We start from the raw sequence: 16,185 nt of genomic DNA on the forward strand, positions 1-16,185 counted from the left end.
AACACATGATTAACAGGCGGCTGCCCTACATCGAATGCAGCCCCCAACCACACGTTCCCGCAGGTCAAAAACCAAATGGCTGCTGCCGTACTAGGCTGGAATCCGACAGCGGTGGGAGGAGCGTCGATGGGTTCCGGGGACAGATCATCGCGCGGCGGCTCGCGCAGGTGGCCCTATCCGCAGCGCGGCGCCACCAAGCAGCTCGGCGACGTGGACCACGCCGACGCCCTCGCCTTCATGCGCCGGACCGGCGACCTGCTGATGGTGCACAAGTTCGGCGTCGACGAGCTCATGACCAAGCTGCGGATCTGGAGCGAGGAGTTCGACTACGCCCACGAGCACGATCCGATCGAGCACATCACCTCGCGGATCAAGCGCCCGGAGGCGATCGCGGCCAAACTCGCCCGGCGCGGGCTACCGGTCGACCCGGTGTCGGCCCGCGAACATCTCACCGACATCGCCGGCGTGCGCGTCGTGTGCCCGTTCGTCTCCGACGTCTACCTCGTTCGCGATCTCATCCGCCAGCACCAGATTGAGATCGTGCAGACCAAGGACTACATCGCCGCGCCGAAGCCGAACGGCTACCGCAGCCTGCACCTGATCATCAACGTTCCGGTGCACCTATCCGACCGCACCGAGCAAGTGGCCGTCGAACTCCAGCTGCGCACCATCGCGATGGACTTCTGGGCCGCCGTAGAGCACGAGCTGCTCTACAAGAGCGGGGGCAAGGTGCCGGAGAGCTTCGCCGCCGAGCTCAAAGCGGCGGCCGGGGCCGCTGCCGGACTCGACGCTCAGATGTCTTCGCTACACGAACGCAGCGAGCAGGCGCCTGGCTAGAGCCAGGAGCTGGACCGCAGCGCCAGCTGTGCGGGACGCCCTCCGAAGCGACCTCGCCGACCGACGCAACGCCTACTCCCCGGAAGACCGACTGAAATGAAACATCCCCCGCCGAAACCGGCGGGGGATGTTTTCGCAGCTGCGAGCGGTGGCCAGGGGCGGGGTCGAACCGCCGACCTTCCGCTTTTCAGGCGGACGCTCGTACCAACTGAGCTACCTGGCCGATAGCGTCGGCTGAATGCCGTTCGCCTTGGCGACCCAGACGGGACTCGAACCCGCGACCTCCGCCGTGACAGGGCGGCGCGCTAACCAACTGCGCCACTGGGCCATGCTTCTATCTTCAGTTGTCCGTACCCCCAACGGGATTCGAACCCGCGCTACCGCCTTGAAAGGGCGGCGTCCTAGGCCGCTAGACGATGGGGGCTTGGCCGATTCGAAACCGACCCGGCCTTGCCTCCAACCGGCTTCCCCTTTTCGGAGCGCCCCGTTGGCAGTGATGAAAGCTTACGACATGCGTTCAGGGCCCCAAGACGGGGGGTCCCTTAAGTCGCACGACGCCCCCTCGCGACGCCGATCCGACGCGGGCCCGCAGTCGATGCTAGCCACTTGACCAGCCGCTTCGTTGGATCTTGGTACCCCATCGCCACGCGGGGTGGCGGGCACTCGGCACCCACGAGGCGAGCGCCGGAGCCAAAAAACGTATAAATCCGACAGATGGCGATTTTGTGATCCGCGCCTCAAGGTCGACTCGTCGGCTCGGGGTTCGCGCGCCAGTCCTCCCTGGCGCCCCCCGGCGAGCACCACGCGCCAGATCTCGCCGAAGCGGTCGGCCAGCCCCACCGGTTCGTCGCCGACCGCGTGCGCACCCACCAATGCCGCGTAGAGCACCCTCGCCGCCACAGCCGGGTCGGTACCGGGATGCAGCGCTCCGGCTGCTTCGCCCTTTGGTAATGCCGGAGCGCCGCAGGATCGAGCGCAGCGTGGCGGGCGGCCTCGTAGCCAATGAGGTCGAACTCCCGCGCAGCGGCGGCCAGTATCGCGCGACGGGTGAGCTTGGCGCGGTGCTGCGGCATGGCACAACTCCGGCAGGAAGAAGTCGTCCGCGATCCGCCGCCCGAGCGACGCGGTCCCGAACGGATGATCAACTACGCCACCGGAAGTTACCGCGAATCCGGCCATCCCGCCCACCGGGCTGACCGGGCTCGAGCTGGTGCCGACTTTTCGGCACAGCCCGGCGAACGCCCCGAAGGCGCACCTCGGCGGCAGGGCGGACCCCCGGTCAGCGCGTGACCGGCGGCTGCCCGTCGTCGTCGGGCGCCAATCCCAGCATGTCCAGCAGGAGCTTGCAGTCCTCGGCGTTCTCCGCGCTGCGGGCAACCGCCATCCTGGCCCGGTGCAGCTGCTCCGACGAGATCCGCGAGGGCTCGCCGGTGCGCGGCGCGGGCACCGCGGACGACTGCCGCGAGGACCCGTCTTCTTGTTGCCACAAGAACTTCCGTACGTCCAGTGACCCGTACATGACGCCTCCCCGGCCTCGGGTTCCGGGCGCAATTTATCCACAGGTTGTCTACACCCGCAGCCCCCCAGAGAGTGATTTGACTTCGACGCAGAGTAATCGCGTGGGGGATCTCGATCCACTTCGGATATTGCCCTGGTCACACCCCCCGAAGCCACCCCCACCGGGATCGTCCACCCTGGACGTTCGGGACAGTTTGCGGCGGAATCCGCATCGAGTCGTGGCGAAATCTGCCAGGAGGGAACTTTCATGAGCAGTCAGACGTTCGTTGTAGGCGGCATGACGTGTGGCCACTGTGCCAAGTCCGTCTCCGAGGAGCTCTCGGAGCTGCCCAGCGTGAGCGACGTGCAGGTCTCGGTGGAGAGCGGGCAGGTCTCGGTGACCAGCGAGCAGGAGCTCAGCCGGGAGGCGGTGGCGGCGGCCATCACCGAGGCCGGGTACACGATCGCGGAGTGGCCCGGCGCGAACTGAGCAGCCGACCGGGATGCAGCAATCCTGCGGCGAAAGCTCCCCACAACGGCCTGCGACGTGCCACAATCGGTCCGCTGACAGACCCCCGGTCAGCACCTGTGGAGATCCCCTCCGGCCCCCGCGTTCCTCCCCCTGGCGCGGGGGCCCTCCGCTTTCTCATCACGATCACAAAAGCGCAGGTGAAGCACTTGCCTTGCGACTCGGCGAGCGGTGATAGGGCTCACAGCGACTCGCGGGTCGCAACACAACCGTTATCGTGTGCCGGTGGCTCTAGGACGAACCAAGACCGGCCGACGGCAGCAGAAGTCCGCCCAGTCGGCCGAACCGGATCATGAGTTCGAGTCGTACCTGGCTGCGCTGGCCCCGGAGGAGAGCGTCGAATCCACCGGGTCCGGACGCCGCTTCGGCGCCTCGCAGGTCTACCAGCTGCGGCTGCCCCTGATGGCCAACGAACGCCTGCGGGAGCTCGCGTTCAAGCAGGGCACCTCGCCGGCCGCGCTGGCCCGTGACTGGGTGATGCAGCACCTGGCGGACGCCGACGAGGAGCCGGTGCACAGCGGCCCGGCACCGAGCGGCCAGGGGCCGATGTGGCCCGGCGAAGACATGCAGCAGGGCTTCGGGCCCGCGCCGGAGTACGACGTGCCAGCCGGTTACGACGCGCCGGCAGGTTACGACGTGCCAGCCGGTTACGACGTGCCAGCCGGTTACGACGGCATCGAGCAGACCGACGAGATCACCGTGCCGCAGAAGCGGTTCCAGCGCTGATCCCCCGAAACCCGCCCCCAACCCCCGACACGATCCCCGACCACTGAACCTGATGGCCGGCGGAGGTCGCCCCGAGGCCTCCGTCGGCGCTTTCTCTCAGGCCGGCAGGCCGAGTTCCCGGGCGATCAGCATGCGCTGGACCTCGCTGGTGCCCTCGCCGATCTCCAGGATCTTGGCGTCCCGGTAGAAACGCCCGACCGGCGTCTCGTTCATGAACCCGTAGCCGCCGAAGATCTGCGTGGCGTCCCGGGCGTTGTCCATCGCCGCGTTCGACGAGACGAGCTTGGCGATCGCGGCCTCCTTCTTGTACGGCTCGCCGCGCAGCATCCGCGATGCAGCGTCGTAGTAGGCCAGCCGCGCGGTGTGCGCACGCAACTCCATGTCGGCGACCTTGAACTGCATGGCCTGGTACTCGCCGATCTTTCGGCCGAAGGCCTCTCGTTCACCGAGGTAGCGCAGGCATTCGTCGACGCAGCCCTGGGCGAGACCGACGCCGATGGCGGCGATCGCGACCCGGCCCTCGGTGAGCGTCGCGAGAAACTGGGCGTAGCCGCGGCCGCGCTCGCCGAGGAGGTTCGAGGCGGGCACCCGGCAGTCATCGAAGGACAGCGCATGGGTATCGGAGGCGTTCCAACCGACCTTCGAGTACTTCTTCGCGACGGTGAACCCCGGGGTTTCGGCGGGCACGATGATCGTGGAGATCTCCTTGCCGCCGCCCGGCTTCTGCCCGGTGACGGCGGTGACCGTAACGAGGCCGGTGAGGTCCGTGCCGGAGTTGGTGATGAATGCCTTGGAGCCGTTGATCACCCACTCTCCCCCGCTCTCGGCTTCGCTCGAGCGGGAGGCACCCCCTACGTCGAGCACCGCTGTGGTGCGGGTGCTGCCCGCGTCGGAGCCGCCGCCGGGCTCGGTCAGGCCGAATGCGCCGAGGATCTCCCCGGCCGCCAGGCGGGGCAGCCAGGTGCGCCGCTGCTCGTCGCTACCGAACCGGTAGATCGGCATGACGCCCAGTGAGACCCCGGCCTCCAGGGTGATCGCGATGGACGAATCGACGCGCGCCAACTCCTCCAGCGCCAGGCACAGCGCGAAGTAGTCGCCGCCCATGCCGCCATGCTCCTCGGGGATCGGCAGCCCGAACAGACCCATCCGCCCCATGGTCTGCACCAGGGGGTACGGGAACTCCTCGCGTTCGTAGTAGTCGGCGATGACCGGAGCGACTTCCTTGCGGGCGAAGGTCTGCACACTCTCGCGCAGGGCTTCGTGCTCTTCGCTGAGCCGGTGGTCCACCATCGTTTAGGCCTCCTCTTCAACGGCGAGGACAGCCAACGGCTGGTCGAGTCCGACCGACTGCCCCTTCCTGGCGTGTACTTCGGTGAGGACGCCGTCGATCGGCGCGGTGACGGTGTGCTCCATCTTCATCGCCTCGACGACGAACAACCTCTGCCCGCTGCGGACTTTCTGACCGGGGCTCACGTCGGCGACCAGCACGGTGCCCGGCATCGGACTGGTCACCACGCCGTCCGACCGACCGGCGGCGTCGCCGCGCTCGGTGAGCAGGCGGTGCTCGGCAAGCGCCCAGGCGTGGCCGTCTGCGGCGAGCCAGGTGGTGTCGTCGACGTGCACGTAGCGGTAGCGGCGGGTGCGGCCCTGGTAGGTGACGGTCAGGGTGTCGCCGTCCGCTTCGACCGAGGCCCGGTGGACCGCAGTTCCAATTGAAACTGCGGTTCCCGGGTCACCCCCGGGCGCAGTTTCAATTGAAACTGCGGCGTCCCGGGCGCGGCCTCGCAACCGGACGCGGACCTCGTCGGCCGGGCCGGCGAAGCGCCAGGTGCTCCAGGCCGGTTCGCCGAGCCGCCAGCCGTCGGGGATGTCCCACGGGTCGACGATCGGCTCGGTCGGCTCGCTGGCGAGCAGCCGCTCCAGGGCCGCGGCGACGTAGGCGTCGTCCGGTGTCGTGTTGCTCTCAGCGATGAGCGAGTCGAGATCGCGCTCGACGAGGCCGGTGTCCAAGCGGCCGGCCAGGACCTCGTCGTGCCTCAGCAGTGCGCGGAGGAACGCGACGTTGGTGTGCAGGCCCAGGACAGCCGTGTCGGCGAGCGCGGCGTCCAGTCGGCGCAGCGCATCGGCCCGGCTCGGCGCCCACGCGATGACCTTGGCCAGCATCGGGTCGTAGTCCGATCCCACGCGCCCGCCCACGCGCACCCCGGAATCGACCCGGACGCCGGGGCCGGTCGGCTCGTGCACCGCCATGACGTCGCCGCCCGTCGGGAGGAAGTTGCGGGTCGGGTCCTCGGCGTAGACGCGGGCCTCGATGGCGTGGCCGTCGATCGACAGGTCCTCCTGCGCCCAGGGCAGCGGCTCTCCCCCGGCCACCCGGACCTGCTGTTCGACGAGGTCAACGCCGCGTTCCCCGCCGACCGAGGTGACGAGTTCGGTGACCGGGTGCTCGACCTGCAGGCGGGTGTTCATCTCCATGAAGAAGAACTCGTCCGGGCGGTCGGCGGAGACGATGAACTCGACGGTGCCCGCCCCGACGTAGCCGACCGAGCGCGCCGCGTCCACCGCGGCGGCACCTATGCCGGCGCGCGTTTCGGCGTCCAGCAGCGGCGACGGGGCCTCCTCGACGATCTTCTGGTGCCGCCGCTGCAGGCTGCACTCGCGCTCGCCGAGGTGCACCACGTTGCCGTGTGCGTCCGCTAGCACTTGGACCTCGATGTGCCGCGGGCGGGTCACGAAGCGTTCGACGAACAGCGTGTCATCGCCGAACGCCGAGCGGGCTTCGCGGCGCGCGGAGGCGATCTGGTCGTCCAAGGTGGACTCGTCGTGGATCAGTCGCATGCCCTTGCCGCCGCCACCGGCGGACGGCTTCAGCAAGACCGGGAAACCGATCTCGATCGCCGCCGCGTGCAGGTCGGCGTCGGTCATGTCCGGCTCGCTGCGGCCGGGCACCACCGGAACGCCAGCGGCGGAAACCGTTTGCTTTGCGCGGATCTTGTCGCCCATCGACTCGATCGCGGTGGTCGGCGGGCCGATGAAGACGATGTCCGCCTGCGCGCATGCCTCGGCGAAGCCGGCGTTCTCGGCGAGGAACCCGTAGCCGGGGTGGATCGCCTGCGCTCCGGTGCTGCGCGCGGCGTCCAGGATGCGCTTGCCGTCGAGGTAGCTCTCGGTGGCCGGGCTCGGTCCGATGTGGACGGCGGTGTCGGCCTCGGCGACGTGCCGCGCGCCGCGGTCGGCGTCGCTGTACACCGCGACCGAGCGGATGCCCAGCCGCTGAAGCGTCCGGATCACGCGCACCGCGATCTCGCCCCGGTTCGCCACCAACACCGTGTCGAAGTGCTGCATCGTCACCCCTTCGCCATGCCGAACGGCTGGATCACAACGTATCGCCTGGTCAACACCGGTGAGTACGTTCGGTCGCCGCAGCGCCCCAAAGCATTCACGGCCTGTTTTTCTTTGTCTTGCCAAGCGCCGAAGGCGCTTGGCCCGCCTACGCAACGTGCACCGCCGCGGGTTCTCACACTGCGCCCACCGCAGGGGTTGTCTACGAGGACCTGCCCCGGCGCGACGTGTTGGTCATATGTGCGTCGGGGATCCCGGGGTCGAGAAGGCGTCCGAGGTTCCGCCACCTGCACCGCCACGGAAAACAAGCCGCTCATTCGAACTCACATCCGGAAGACGCCGTAGGAGATTGGTTCCAGTGGGGCGTTGGCCGCCGCCGAGATCGCCAGGCCCAGGACCGTTCGGGTCTGCTTCGGGTCGATCACGCCGTCGTCCCACAGCCGGGCCGTCGCGTAGTACGGGTGGCCCTGGTCCTCGTACTGGTTCCGGATCGGCTGCTTGAACGCCTCTTCGTCCTCGACCGACCAGTGCTCGCCGCGGGCGTCCAGCTGGTCGCGGCGCACGGTCGCCAGCACCGACGCCGCCTGCTCGCCGCCCATCACCGAGATCCGGGCGTTGGGCCACATCCACAGGAACCGCGGCGAGTACGCCCGGCCGCACATCGAGTAGTTGCCCGCCCCGAACGAGCCGCCGATGACGACAGTGAACTTCGGGACGCGGGCGCAGGCCACGGCGGTGACCATCTTCGCGCCGTGCTTGGCGATGCCACCCGCCTCGTACTCCTTGCCGACCATGAACCCGGAGATGTTCTGCAGGAACACCAGCGGGATAGACCGCTTGTCGCACAGTTCGATGAAGTGCGCGCCCTTGAGCGCCGACTCACCGAACAGGATGCCGTTGTTGGCGATGATGCCGACGGGGTGCCCGTGGATGCGGGCGAAGCCTGTCACCAGCGTCTGGCCGTAGTCGTGCTTGAACTCCGCGAACCGGCTGCCGTCCACGATCCGCGCGATGACTTCCCGCACGTCGTAAGGGATGCGGCTGTCGGTCGGGACCGCGCCGTAGAGCTCGTCGGGGTCGACCGCCGGTGCCTCCGCCGGCGCGACGTCCCACGGCCTGGGCTCGCGGGGACCGAACGTGCTGACGATCGAGCGAACGATGCGCAGCGCGTCCGCGTCGTCGGCGGCCAGGTGGTCGGTGACGCCGGAGGTGCGCGAATGCAGCTCGCCGCCGCCGAGTTCCTCGGCGGTCACGTCGGCCCCGGTCGCGGCCTTCACCAGCGGCGGACCGCCTAGGAAGATGGTGCCCTGCTCGCGGACGATCACGGCTTCGTCGCTCATCGCCGGGACGTAGGCGCCACCCGCGGTGCACGAGCCCAGCACCGCGGCGATCTGCGGGATGCCGCGGGCGGACATCGTCGCCTGGTTGTAGAAGATCCGGCCGAAGTGCTCGCGGTCCGGGAACACCTCGTCTTGTCTGGGCAGGAAGGCGCCGCCGGAATCCACCAGGTACAGGCAGGGCAGGTTGTTGTGCAGCGCGACTTCCTGCGCGCGCAGGTGCTTTTTGATCGTGATCGGGTAGTACGTGCCGCCCTTGACGGTTGCGTCGTTGGCGACGACCACGCATTCCCGCCCGGACACCCGGCCGATGCCGGTGATGATTCCCGCCGACGGTGCTTCGTCGTCGTACATGCCGTGCGCGGCCAGCGGCGAGAGCTCCAGGAAGGGCGAGCCTCGGTCGAGCAGCGCGTCCACCCGGTCGCGGGGTAGGAGCTTGCCCCGTTCGACGTGCCGGATGCGGGCCTTCTCGGGCCCGCCCAGCCGGGCGCGGCCGAGCTGGGTGTTGAGGTCGTCGACGAGTTTCGCGTGCTGCTCGGCGTAGCGGGCGAAGTCCGCCGAGTCCGGGTCCATGGCCGTGCGCAGGGTGGGCGCATCCATGCGGGCACACCTTCCACCGGAGTTAGTCATCGTTAACGCGGCCGATGTTAACGACAACTAACACGTTTCGTCTAGCATCGACGTCGATGTCCACCGATGCAGCCAAGCCGTCCCGCCGCGAGCAGATCCTCACCGCCGCGGCGGAGAAGTTCGCACGCTTCGGCTTCCACGGCGTCGGCATCGACGACATAGGCGCGGCGGTGGGCATCTCCGGGCCCGCGCTGTACCGGCACTTCCGCAGCAAGGACGCGATGCTCGCGGAACTGCTCACCGGGATCAGCGACCGACTGCTACTCGGCGGCCAGGACCGGGTGGGCGCCGCCGCGGACGCGCGCGACGCGCTTGACCTGCTGGTGCGCTGGCACGTCGAGTTCGCGCTATCCAATCCGGCGCTGATCACCGTGCACATGCGCGACCTGGACAGCTTGGCCGACACCGACCGGCACAAGGTCCGCGAGCTTCAGCGCAGCTACGTCGAGGTCTGGGTGGACGTGCTGTGCCAGATCCGGCCGGACCTGGACCGCCCGACCGCCCGCGCCGCCGCGCACGCGGTGTTCGGCCTGATCAACTCGACCCCCCACAGCGCCCACCTGGACGCCGAAGCGATGTCCCGGCTGTTGCGCCAGATGGCGCTCGGCGCCATCGACAGCACGACCTGACTGGCGGTTCCGTCGATTGCGGCCTACCGGGGCCGGGTTGAGACTGGGTGAATTCCGGCTCTGATGCCCTCGCGATGCCGCAGGAGACTGGCATGGCAACTGTCAGGATCGAACCCGCCTCGGTTCCGACTCGGTCACGGACCACCAGGCGCCCGCTCAAAGGTCAGCGCCTGATCCCGTGGCTGCGCACGACGGATCCCAAGGACATCGGGATCCTCTATCTGATCGCCTCGTTCTTCTTCTTCATCGTCGGCGGCTCGATGGCGCTGCTGATCCGCGGCGAGCTGGCGCAACCGGGCCTGCAGTTCCTGTCGCAGGAGCAGTACAACCAGCTGTTCACCATGCACGGCACGGTCATGTTGCTGCTGTTCGCCACACCGATCGTGTTCGGATTCGCCAACGTCGTGCTGCCGCTGCAGATCGGAGCGCCGGACGTGGCGTTCCCGCGGTTGAACGCGCTGTCGTTCTGGCTGTTCCTCTTCGGCGGGTTGATCGTGCTCAGCGGGTTCCTGCTGCCAGGCGGCGCGGCCGACTTCGGCTGGACCGCCTACGCGCCGCTGTCGCGCGGGATGTTCAGCCAGGGCCCGGGCGGGGACGTGTGGGCGGCCGGGCTGATCCTCAGCGGTCTGGGCACGATCCTGGGCGCGGTCAACATGATCACCACGCTGGTTTGCCTGCGCTGTCCCGGTATGACGATGTGGCGGATGCCGATCTTCTGCTGGAACATCCTGGCCACCAGCCTGCTGGTGTTGATGGCGTTCCCGATCCTGGCCGCCGCGCTGTTCGGACTCCTGATCGACCGGCACCTGGGCGGGCACGTATTCGACCCCGCCAACGGCGGGGCCATCCTCTTCCAGCACCTGTTCTGGTTCTTCGGCCATCCGGAGGTCTACATCGTCGCGCTGCCGTTCTTCGGCATCGTGACCGAGATATTCCCGGTGTTCAGCCGGAAACCGCTGTTCGGCTACACCGGTCTGGTGTTCGCCACGCTGCTGATCATGGGCCTGTCGATGCTCGTGTGGGCGCACCACATGTTCGCCACCGGTGCGGTGCTGCTGCCGTTCTTCTCGTTCGCCACGTTCCTCATCGCGATCCCGACCGGGATCAAGTTCTTCAACTGGATCGGCACCATGTGGCGCGGCCACCTGACCTTCGAATCACCGATGCTGTTCGCGGTGGGATTCATGGTGACGTTCCTGCTGGGCGGGCTGACCGGCGTCATCCTCGCGTCACCGCCGCTGGACTTCCACATCACCGACACCTACTTCGTGGTCGCGCATTTCCACTACGTGCTGTTCGGGACGATCGTGTTCGCGGTGTTCGCCGGGATGTACTTCTGGTTCCCGAAGATGACCGGTCGGATGATGGACGAACGGCTGGGCAAGCTGCACTTCTGGCTGACCTTCATCGGCTTTCACGGCACATTCCTGGTGCAGCACTGGCTGGGAAACGAGGGCATGCCGCGGCGCTACGCCGACTACCTGACCTCCGACGGCTTCACCACGCTGAACGTGGTGTCGACCATCGGCGCGTTCATCTTGGGCGCCTCGATCCTGCCGTTCCTGTACAACGTCTTCACCAGCTACCGCTTCGGCGCGGTGGTGACCGTGGACGACCCGTGGGGGCACGGGAACTCGCTGGAATGGGCCACGTCGTGCCCGCCTCCGCGACACAACTTCACCGCGCTTCCGCGCATCCGGTCGGTCCGGCCGGCATTCGAGCTGCACTACCCGCACATGACCGAGCGCATGGACATCGAGGCACACGCCAGCCTGCGCCACGGCGGAAATCATTCGTAATTCGAACGATTCATGGTTGGTAGAGTATTTGATGTGGCAGCAGAGATCCCCAAGGCAGGCGTCGCGTTCCTGCTCACCCAGCTGGGCACGCAGGCCGCGGCGAAGTTCGCCGAGCGCGTCGGCGCGCTCAACCTGACCCCGCCCCAAGTCGGCATGCTTCGGATGATCGCCGCGCAGCCGGGGCTGAGCCAGCAGACGCTGGCCGGGAACCTCGGGATGCTGCCCAGCAAGGTCGTCACGTTCGTAGACGACCTGGAGGGCCGCGGCCTGGTCACCCGCACCCGCAGCACCCGCGACCGCCGCGTCCACGAGCTGAGCCTCACGGAGGAGGGCACCGAGCTGCTGGACAAACTCCGCGCCGTGGCCGCCGCGCACGAGACCGACTTCTGCGAGGCCCTCGACGCCGACGAACGCTCCCGGCTCCAGGCGCTCCTTGAACGCTTGGCCGAAAGCCACGGCCTGGCCCCGGGTGTCCACCCCGGTTACCGCACCATCCGCTGACGTACTACCAGCGCGGTACCGACCAGTACGCTCCAGGACAGACGTGCCGTCGAGGGCTCGTCCGTACTTTGAATGCGTGAACCAGCGCGCGCGGCCCAGGCTGGTGTGGCTGGACGTCCTGCTCGCGGCGATTGTGTACGCGGTCATCGTCGGCACATCGATCGTGAACCGGCCGGCGGAGTTGCCGTGGACCGCCGGGCTCGGCGCCGCCCTGTGCGGCTCGGCACCGGAAGGCCTGCGTACGACGGTCGGACTGCGCCGGCAGGACGGCGAGTCGGCCGCGCCGACGGCACCGACCGCAGGCCTCGCGCGGCTCAACGAGTGGGCCGCAGGAGGTCGTCCGCACCGACCGCGACCTAACAATAAAGTCCATTGTGGACGAACAATTTCTCCTGTCTGCCCGGCCGAACAAGCGGTTCCCGACGTGGCGCGGTTCATAACCGCTTCGGGAACAGCGGGACGCCGTAATACTGTTGAACACCTCTGGGGAGTGCGCCAGTGATAGCCGCGTTCCTAAATCGTTCTCGAACACCGGGATGTGACGCGCACCGCTGTGCGCCCGGCCGGTGAGAACGCGACAAACCGTCCGGCACGTTCGTTTCAAGGGGAAACTTCTTGCCCACTGCCCTGTTGGCCCTGGCCATCGCCGCATTCGGGATCGGAACGACCGAATTCGTGATGATGGGCCTGCTGCCCGAAGTCGCCACCGACCTGCAGGTGTCGATCCCGGACGCCGGAGGCTACATCTCGCTGTACGCGCTCGGCGTTGTCATCGGCGCACCGCTGCTGACCATGCTGGGCGTGCGGTTCAAGCACAAGTCGATGCTGCTGAGCATGCTGGTGCTGTTCACCGTCGGGAACCTTTGCTCGGCGTTCGCGCCAACGCACGAGCTGCTGCTCGGCGCCCGGTTCCTCGCGGGCCTGCCGCACGGCGTGTTCTTCGGCATCGGTGCCGTGGTCGCCGCGAGCTTGGTCGCCACCGACAAGCGCGCCCAGGCCATTTCGATGATGTTCATCGGGCTCACCGTGGCGAACATCGTTGGCGTCCCGGTCGGCACGCTGTTCGGCCAGGCGCTCGGCTGGCGCTGGGCATTCGGCCTGGTCGCGGTGATCGGCGTCATCGCGCTGGCCGCGGTCGCGGCGCTGGTGCCCGACCAACCCAAGCCCACCGACGTCAGCGTGCGCGGCGAGCTGCGCGCGTTCCGCCGCCCGCAGGTCTGGCTGGCGTTCGGCGTCGTGGTCTTCGGCTTCGCCGCGACCTTCTCCTTCTACAGCTACATCAAGCCGGTGCTGACCGACGTCACCGGCTACACGCCGACCGCAGCCACCCTGCTGCTGGCGCTGTTCGGAGTCGGGATGACCGTCGGCACCGCGGTCGGCGGGCGGCTCGCCGACCGGGCTCCGATGAAGACGCTGTACGTCTTCCTCGGCGCCCTGGCGGCCTGCCTGGCGCTGTTCGTGGTCACCTCGCACAGCGCGGTGCTGACGCCGATCACGGTGTTCCTGATCGGCGCGACCGGGTTCGCGGCGATCCCCAGCATCCAGGCGCGGATCCTGGACCAGGCCAAGGAGGCCCCGGCGCTGGGCTCGGCGAGCATCCAGTCGACCTTCAACATCGCCAACTCGCTGGGCGCCTACCTCGGCGGCGTGGTGATCGCCGCCGGCCTGGGGTTGACCGCGCCGAGCTGGGTGGGAGCCCTGCTGGCGGTGGTCGGACTGGGTTTCGCGCTGGTTTCCGGCTGGCTGGACCGGCGGCCCCAGCGCTTCGAGGTCCTGGTCTCGCACCGCGCCGCGCAGCCCACCGAGTCGATCGAGGTCGGCTGAGGGCTTTGCGCGGGGCAGATCGGCTAGCCGGGGCTTACCGCACCGAATACGGTGGCCGCAGGGCGGACACCAGCCCACGATTCGCGGGACGAACACTCCGACATCGGTGGAGGAAAATACCCTCATGACACAGGTTCCGAACATCACGCTCAACACCGGCGCAGCGATGCCGCAGCTGGGCTACGGCGTCTTCCAGGTCCTGGGCGACCAGGTCGTCGAGCGGGTGCTGACGGCGCTGCAGGCCGGGTACCGCAGCATCGACACGGCCGCGGTGTACGGCAACGAGGAGGGCGTGGGCAAGGCGATCGCCGAATCTGGCCTCAAGCGCGAGGAACTGTTCGTCACCACCAAGCTCGGGAACGACTCCCAGGGCTACGACAGCACGCTGAAGGCCTTCGACGAGAGCCTCACCAAGCTCGGGCTCCACTACGTCGACCTCTACCTGATCCACTGGCCCCTCCCGGCCAAGGACCGCTACGTCGAGACGTGGAAGGCGTTCCAGCAGCTGCACGCCGACGGCCGCGCCAAGGCGATCGGGGTGTCGAACTTCCAGATCCCGCATCTTCGCCGATTGTTCGAGGAGACCGACGCGGTGCCCGCGGTCAACCAGATCGAGCTGCACCCGAACCTGCCGCAAGCCGAGCTGCGCGCGTTTCACGCGGAGCACGGCATCGCCACCGAGGCGTGGAGCCCGCTGGGTCAGGGCAAGGGCCTGCTCGACGATGCGTCGCTGGCTTCGCTGGCCGAGAAGTACGGCAAGAGCCCGGCGCAGATCGTGCTGCGCTGGCAGGTCCAGCTGGGCAACATCGCGATCCCGAAGTCCGTCACGCCCTCGCGGATCAAGGAGAACATCGAGGTCTTCGACTTCGAGCTCGCCGATGATGACGTCGCGGCCATCACGGCGCTGAATACCGGCGTCCGCGTCGGCCCCGACCCGGACGTCGTCGGCGGCTGACCTGCGGCCGGAAGCCCTCCTCACCGAACTGGCGGGGAGGGCTTCTTGCTGCCGCGAGATCGCCGGTGGGACATGCCCGGTTCGCGAGGTGGAAGGGGACACCGACGAACGGCCGTTGTCCCGCGACGTCGCGGCCGGTAGATCTACGGCGCTGCCCGACGGCTCCAAGGACGACGACTACTAAGGCTTCGCACTGATCTCGCAGCCGGGGCGGCTGTTCGCGGTGTGGGCCGACCGCAGTGTGCGCCGACCTCGGTGTGCGCCGATCGCGGCGAGGGCGAGCAAGGCCGCCGAGTCAGTTTCTTTCCGCTGATCAGGGCTCGTGCGTGCGTTGCGTGCGCCATAGCAGCCCAACGCACGCGCGAGTTCTTACCAAGCGGAACGCAGCTCCTGGCGGTGCCGCGGCAAGTTCAGACGACCTGGACCTGGGGTGGCCGGGCGAGGCGGAGGACGTCGCTGCCGGAGCGCAGCGAGGCCACCTGGCTGCGCGTCGCCAGCCACCTCGGGAACCTCGCCAGGCGCTGCAACGGGGTGCTGCGCTGCGCCGAGGTCAGCGCCGCGGTGCGCGACACCTTCAGCGCGCGCGGTCGGCGCTCCTGCTCGTAGGCCCGCAGCAGCTCCGCCGGTTCTCGGTCCACATTGGACAAGAACTGGGTGAGCAACCAGGCGTCCTCCAACGTCTGGTTGGCCGCCTGCGCCACGGCGGGCGGCATCGCGTGCACCGCGTCACCCAGCAGCGTGCTGCGCGGGCCGCCCCAGACCTGCGGCACCTTGTGCCGGACGTGCGGGAAGAACCCGAGGTCGTCATCGGTGACCGAGGCCAGCAGTTCCTCGACCGGGTTCGGCCAGCCGCGGAAGACCTGCCGCAGATCGGCGACGGACAGCACCGGGTCGCCGTCCTTCCAGGGCATGTCGAACCACCAGTGGAGCAGTCCGTCGACGGTCGGGATGAGGCCGCAGTGCGCGTTGCGGCCGGCGATGTTGAGCGTCTGGTGACCGTGCGCGATCGCCAGGTCGCTGCGGGTCAGTCCCTGCCAGCTGGCCCAGCCGGTCGGCCGCGCCGGGTCACCGCCGAGCACCTCGCGGCGCACCACCGAGCCCTGGCCGTCGGCACCGATCAGCACGTCCCCGGTGGCCGAGCCGCCGTCGGCGAAGTCAACGACGACGTGATCCGGGTGCTCGGTGACGCCGACGCAGCGGCGGCCGAAGTGCAGCGTGCCCGGCGGCAGCGCGGCGGCCATCTCCGCGATCAGCATGCGGCGCGGGATCTGCACCGTCGGCGAGCCCAAGCGCTCGGTGACCTCGCCGAGGTCTGCCTCCCAAAGAAGCCGACCGGTTTCGGTGACCGACCGGAGGCTGCGCAGCGGACGGCCAGCCGCCTTGATGTCGACGCCGAGTTCGCGCAGCGCAGCGGTGCCGTTGCTCCACACGGTGATGCCCGCGCCGGTGGTCCGCAGGGCGTCCGCGTGCTCGAAGACCTGCACGTGGTGGCCCTTGTCGATCAATCCGTTGGCGACGGCGAGTCCCCCGACTCCGGCCCCGATCACGAGAACCCTCATCGTCTCCATCCGTCATCCCC

General features: G+C 68.5%; 13 protein-coding genes and 3 tRNA genes. 8 read left to right on the top strand and 8 right to left on the bottom strand.

The genetic code is table 11. The features are described from left to right. Positions 1-126 precede the first annotated feature (126 nt). Entirely contained in the window at positions 127-837 is a 711-nt protein-coding gene (locus ACWDKQ_RS19180; protein WP_450140095.1) for a GTP pyrophosphokinase, read from the top strand. A gap of 149 nt (positions 838-986) precedes the next feature. Here ACWDKQ_RS19180 and ACWDKQ_RS19185 read toward each other — a convergent pair. The 4 genes from ACWDKQ_RS19185 to ACWDKQ_RS19200 form a co-directional block, all read right to left on the bottom strand. Continuing rightward, positions 987-1,060: transfer RNA gene (locus ACWDKQ_RS19185), tRNA-Phe, on the bottom strand. Positions 1,061-1,088: 28 nt separating this feature from the next. Continuing rightward, positions 1,089-1,165, bottom strand: a tRNA-Asp gene (locus ACWDKQ_RS19190). Between the two features lie 23 nt (positions 1,166-1,188). Then, positions 1,189-1,261: transfer RNA gene (locus ACWDKQ_RS19195), tRNA-Glu, on the bottom strand. An 855-nt stretch (positions 1,262-2,116) separates the two neighbouring features. Further along, positions 2,117-2,356: a hypothetical protein gene (locus tag ACWDKQ_RS19200; protein ID WP_450140096.1), complete on the bottom strand. Its 240-nt coding sequence runs from the start codon at positions 2,354-2,356 to the stop codon at positions 2,117-2,119. 246 nt (positions 2,357-2,602) lie between these two features. On the opposite strand from ACWDKQ_RS19200, the gene ACWDKQ_RS19205 reads away from it, so the two are divergent. Continuing rightward, entirely contained in the window at positions 2,603-2,824 is a 222-nt protein-coding gene (locus ACWDKQ_RS19205; protein ID WP_450140097.1) for a heavy-metal-associated domain-containing protein, read from the top strand. A 264-nt stretch (positions 2,825-3,088) separates the two neighbouring features. Beyond that, complete coding sequence (locus ACWDKQ_RS19210) at positions 3,089-3,589, top strand: hypothetical protein (protein WP_450140098.1); 501 nt, start codon at positions 3,089-3,091, stop codon at positions 3,587-3,589. Between the two features lie 96 nt (positions 3,590-3,685). Here the strand turns inward: ACWDKQ_RS19210 and ACWDKQ_RS19215 are convergent, their stop codons facing one another. The 3 genes from ACWDKQ_RS19215 to ACWDKQ_RS19225 form a co-directional block, all read right to left on the bottom strand. Next, positions 3,686-4,879 (bottom strand): acyl-CoA dehydrogenase family protein, encoded by a 1,194-nt coding sequence (locus ACWDKQ_RS19215; RefSeq protein WP_450140099.1) that lies wholly within the window; start codon positions 4,877-4,879, stop codon positions 3,686-3,688. 3 nt (positions 4,880-4,882) lie between these two features. Next, positions 4,883-6,934 carry an ATP-binding protein gene (locus tag ACWDKQ_RS19220; protein ID WP_450140100.1) on the bottom strand — a complete coding sequence of 684 codons (2,052 nt, stop codon included), beginning with the start codon at positions 6,932-6,934 and terminating at the stop codon, positions 4,883-4,885. Positions 6,935-7,254: 320 nt separating this feature from the next. Then, a complete protein-coding gene (locus ACWDKQ_RS19225; protein ID WP_450140101.1) occupies positions 7,255-8,868 on the bottom strand; it encodes a carboxyl transferase domain-containing protein in 1,614 nt (537 codons plus the stop codon). 86 nt (positions 8,869-8,954) lie between these two features. Between ACWDKQ_RS19225 and ACWDKQ_RS19230 the strand changes: the two genes are divergently transcribed. The 5 genes from ACWDKQ_RS19230 (at position 8,955) to ACWDKQ_RS19250 (ending at position 14,606) form a co-directional block, all read left to right on the top strand. Beyond that, a complete protein-coding gene (locus tag ACWDKQ_RS19230) occupies positions 8,955-9,527 on the top strand; it encodes an SACE_7040 family transcriptional regulator (RefSeq protein ID WP_450140102.1) in 573 nt (190 codons plus the stop codon). A gap of 92 nt (positions 9,528-9,619) precedes the next feature. Then, positions 9,620-11,326 carry an aa3-type cytochrome oxidase subunit I gene (gene ctaD, locus ACWDKQ_RS19235; protein ID WP_450140103.1) on the top strand — a complete coding sequence of 569 codons (1,707 nt, stop codon included), beginning with the start codon at positions 9,620-9,622 and terminating at the stop codon, positions 11,324-11,326. Positions 11,327-11,359: 33 nt separating this feature from the next. Beyond that, a complete protein-coding gene (locus tag ACWDKQ_RS19240) occupies positions 11,360-11,827 on the top strand; it encodes a MarR family winged helix-turn-helix transcriptional regulator (protein ID WP_450140104.1) in 468 nt (155 codons plus the stop codon). A 615-nt stretch (positions 11,828-12,442) separates the two neighbouring features. Next, positions 12,443-13,651: an MFS transporter gene (locus ACWDKQ_RS19245; RefSeq protein ID WP_450140105.1), complete on the top strand. Its 1,209-nt coding sequence runs from the start codon at positions 12,443-12,445 to the stop codon at positions 13,649-13,651. A 124-nt stretch (positions 13,652-13,775) separates the two neighbouring features. Beyond that, on the top strand, positions 13,776-14,606 hold the full coding sequence (locus ACWDKQ_RS19250) for an aldo/keto reductase (protein ID WP_450140106.1): 831 nt from the start codon (positions 13,776-13,778) through the stop codon (positions 14,604-14,606). A 410-nt stretch (positions 14,607-15,016) separates the two neighbouring features. On the opposite strand, the gene ACWDKQ_RS19255 is transcribed toward ACWDKQ_RS19250, so the two are convergent. Then, positions 15,017-16,165: an FAD-dependent monooxygenase gene (locus tag ACWDKQ_RS19255; RefSeq protein ID WP_450140107.1), complete on the bottom strand. Its 1,149-nt coding sequence runs from the start codon at positions 16,163-16,165 to the stop codon at positions 15,017-15,019. Positions 16,166-16,185: the final 20 nt, after the last annotated feature.

This window comes from Saccharopolyspora sp. NPDC000995, from assembly GCF_053599315.1.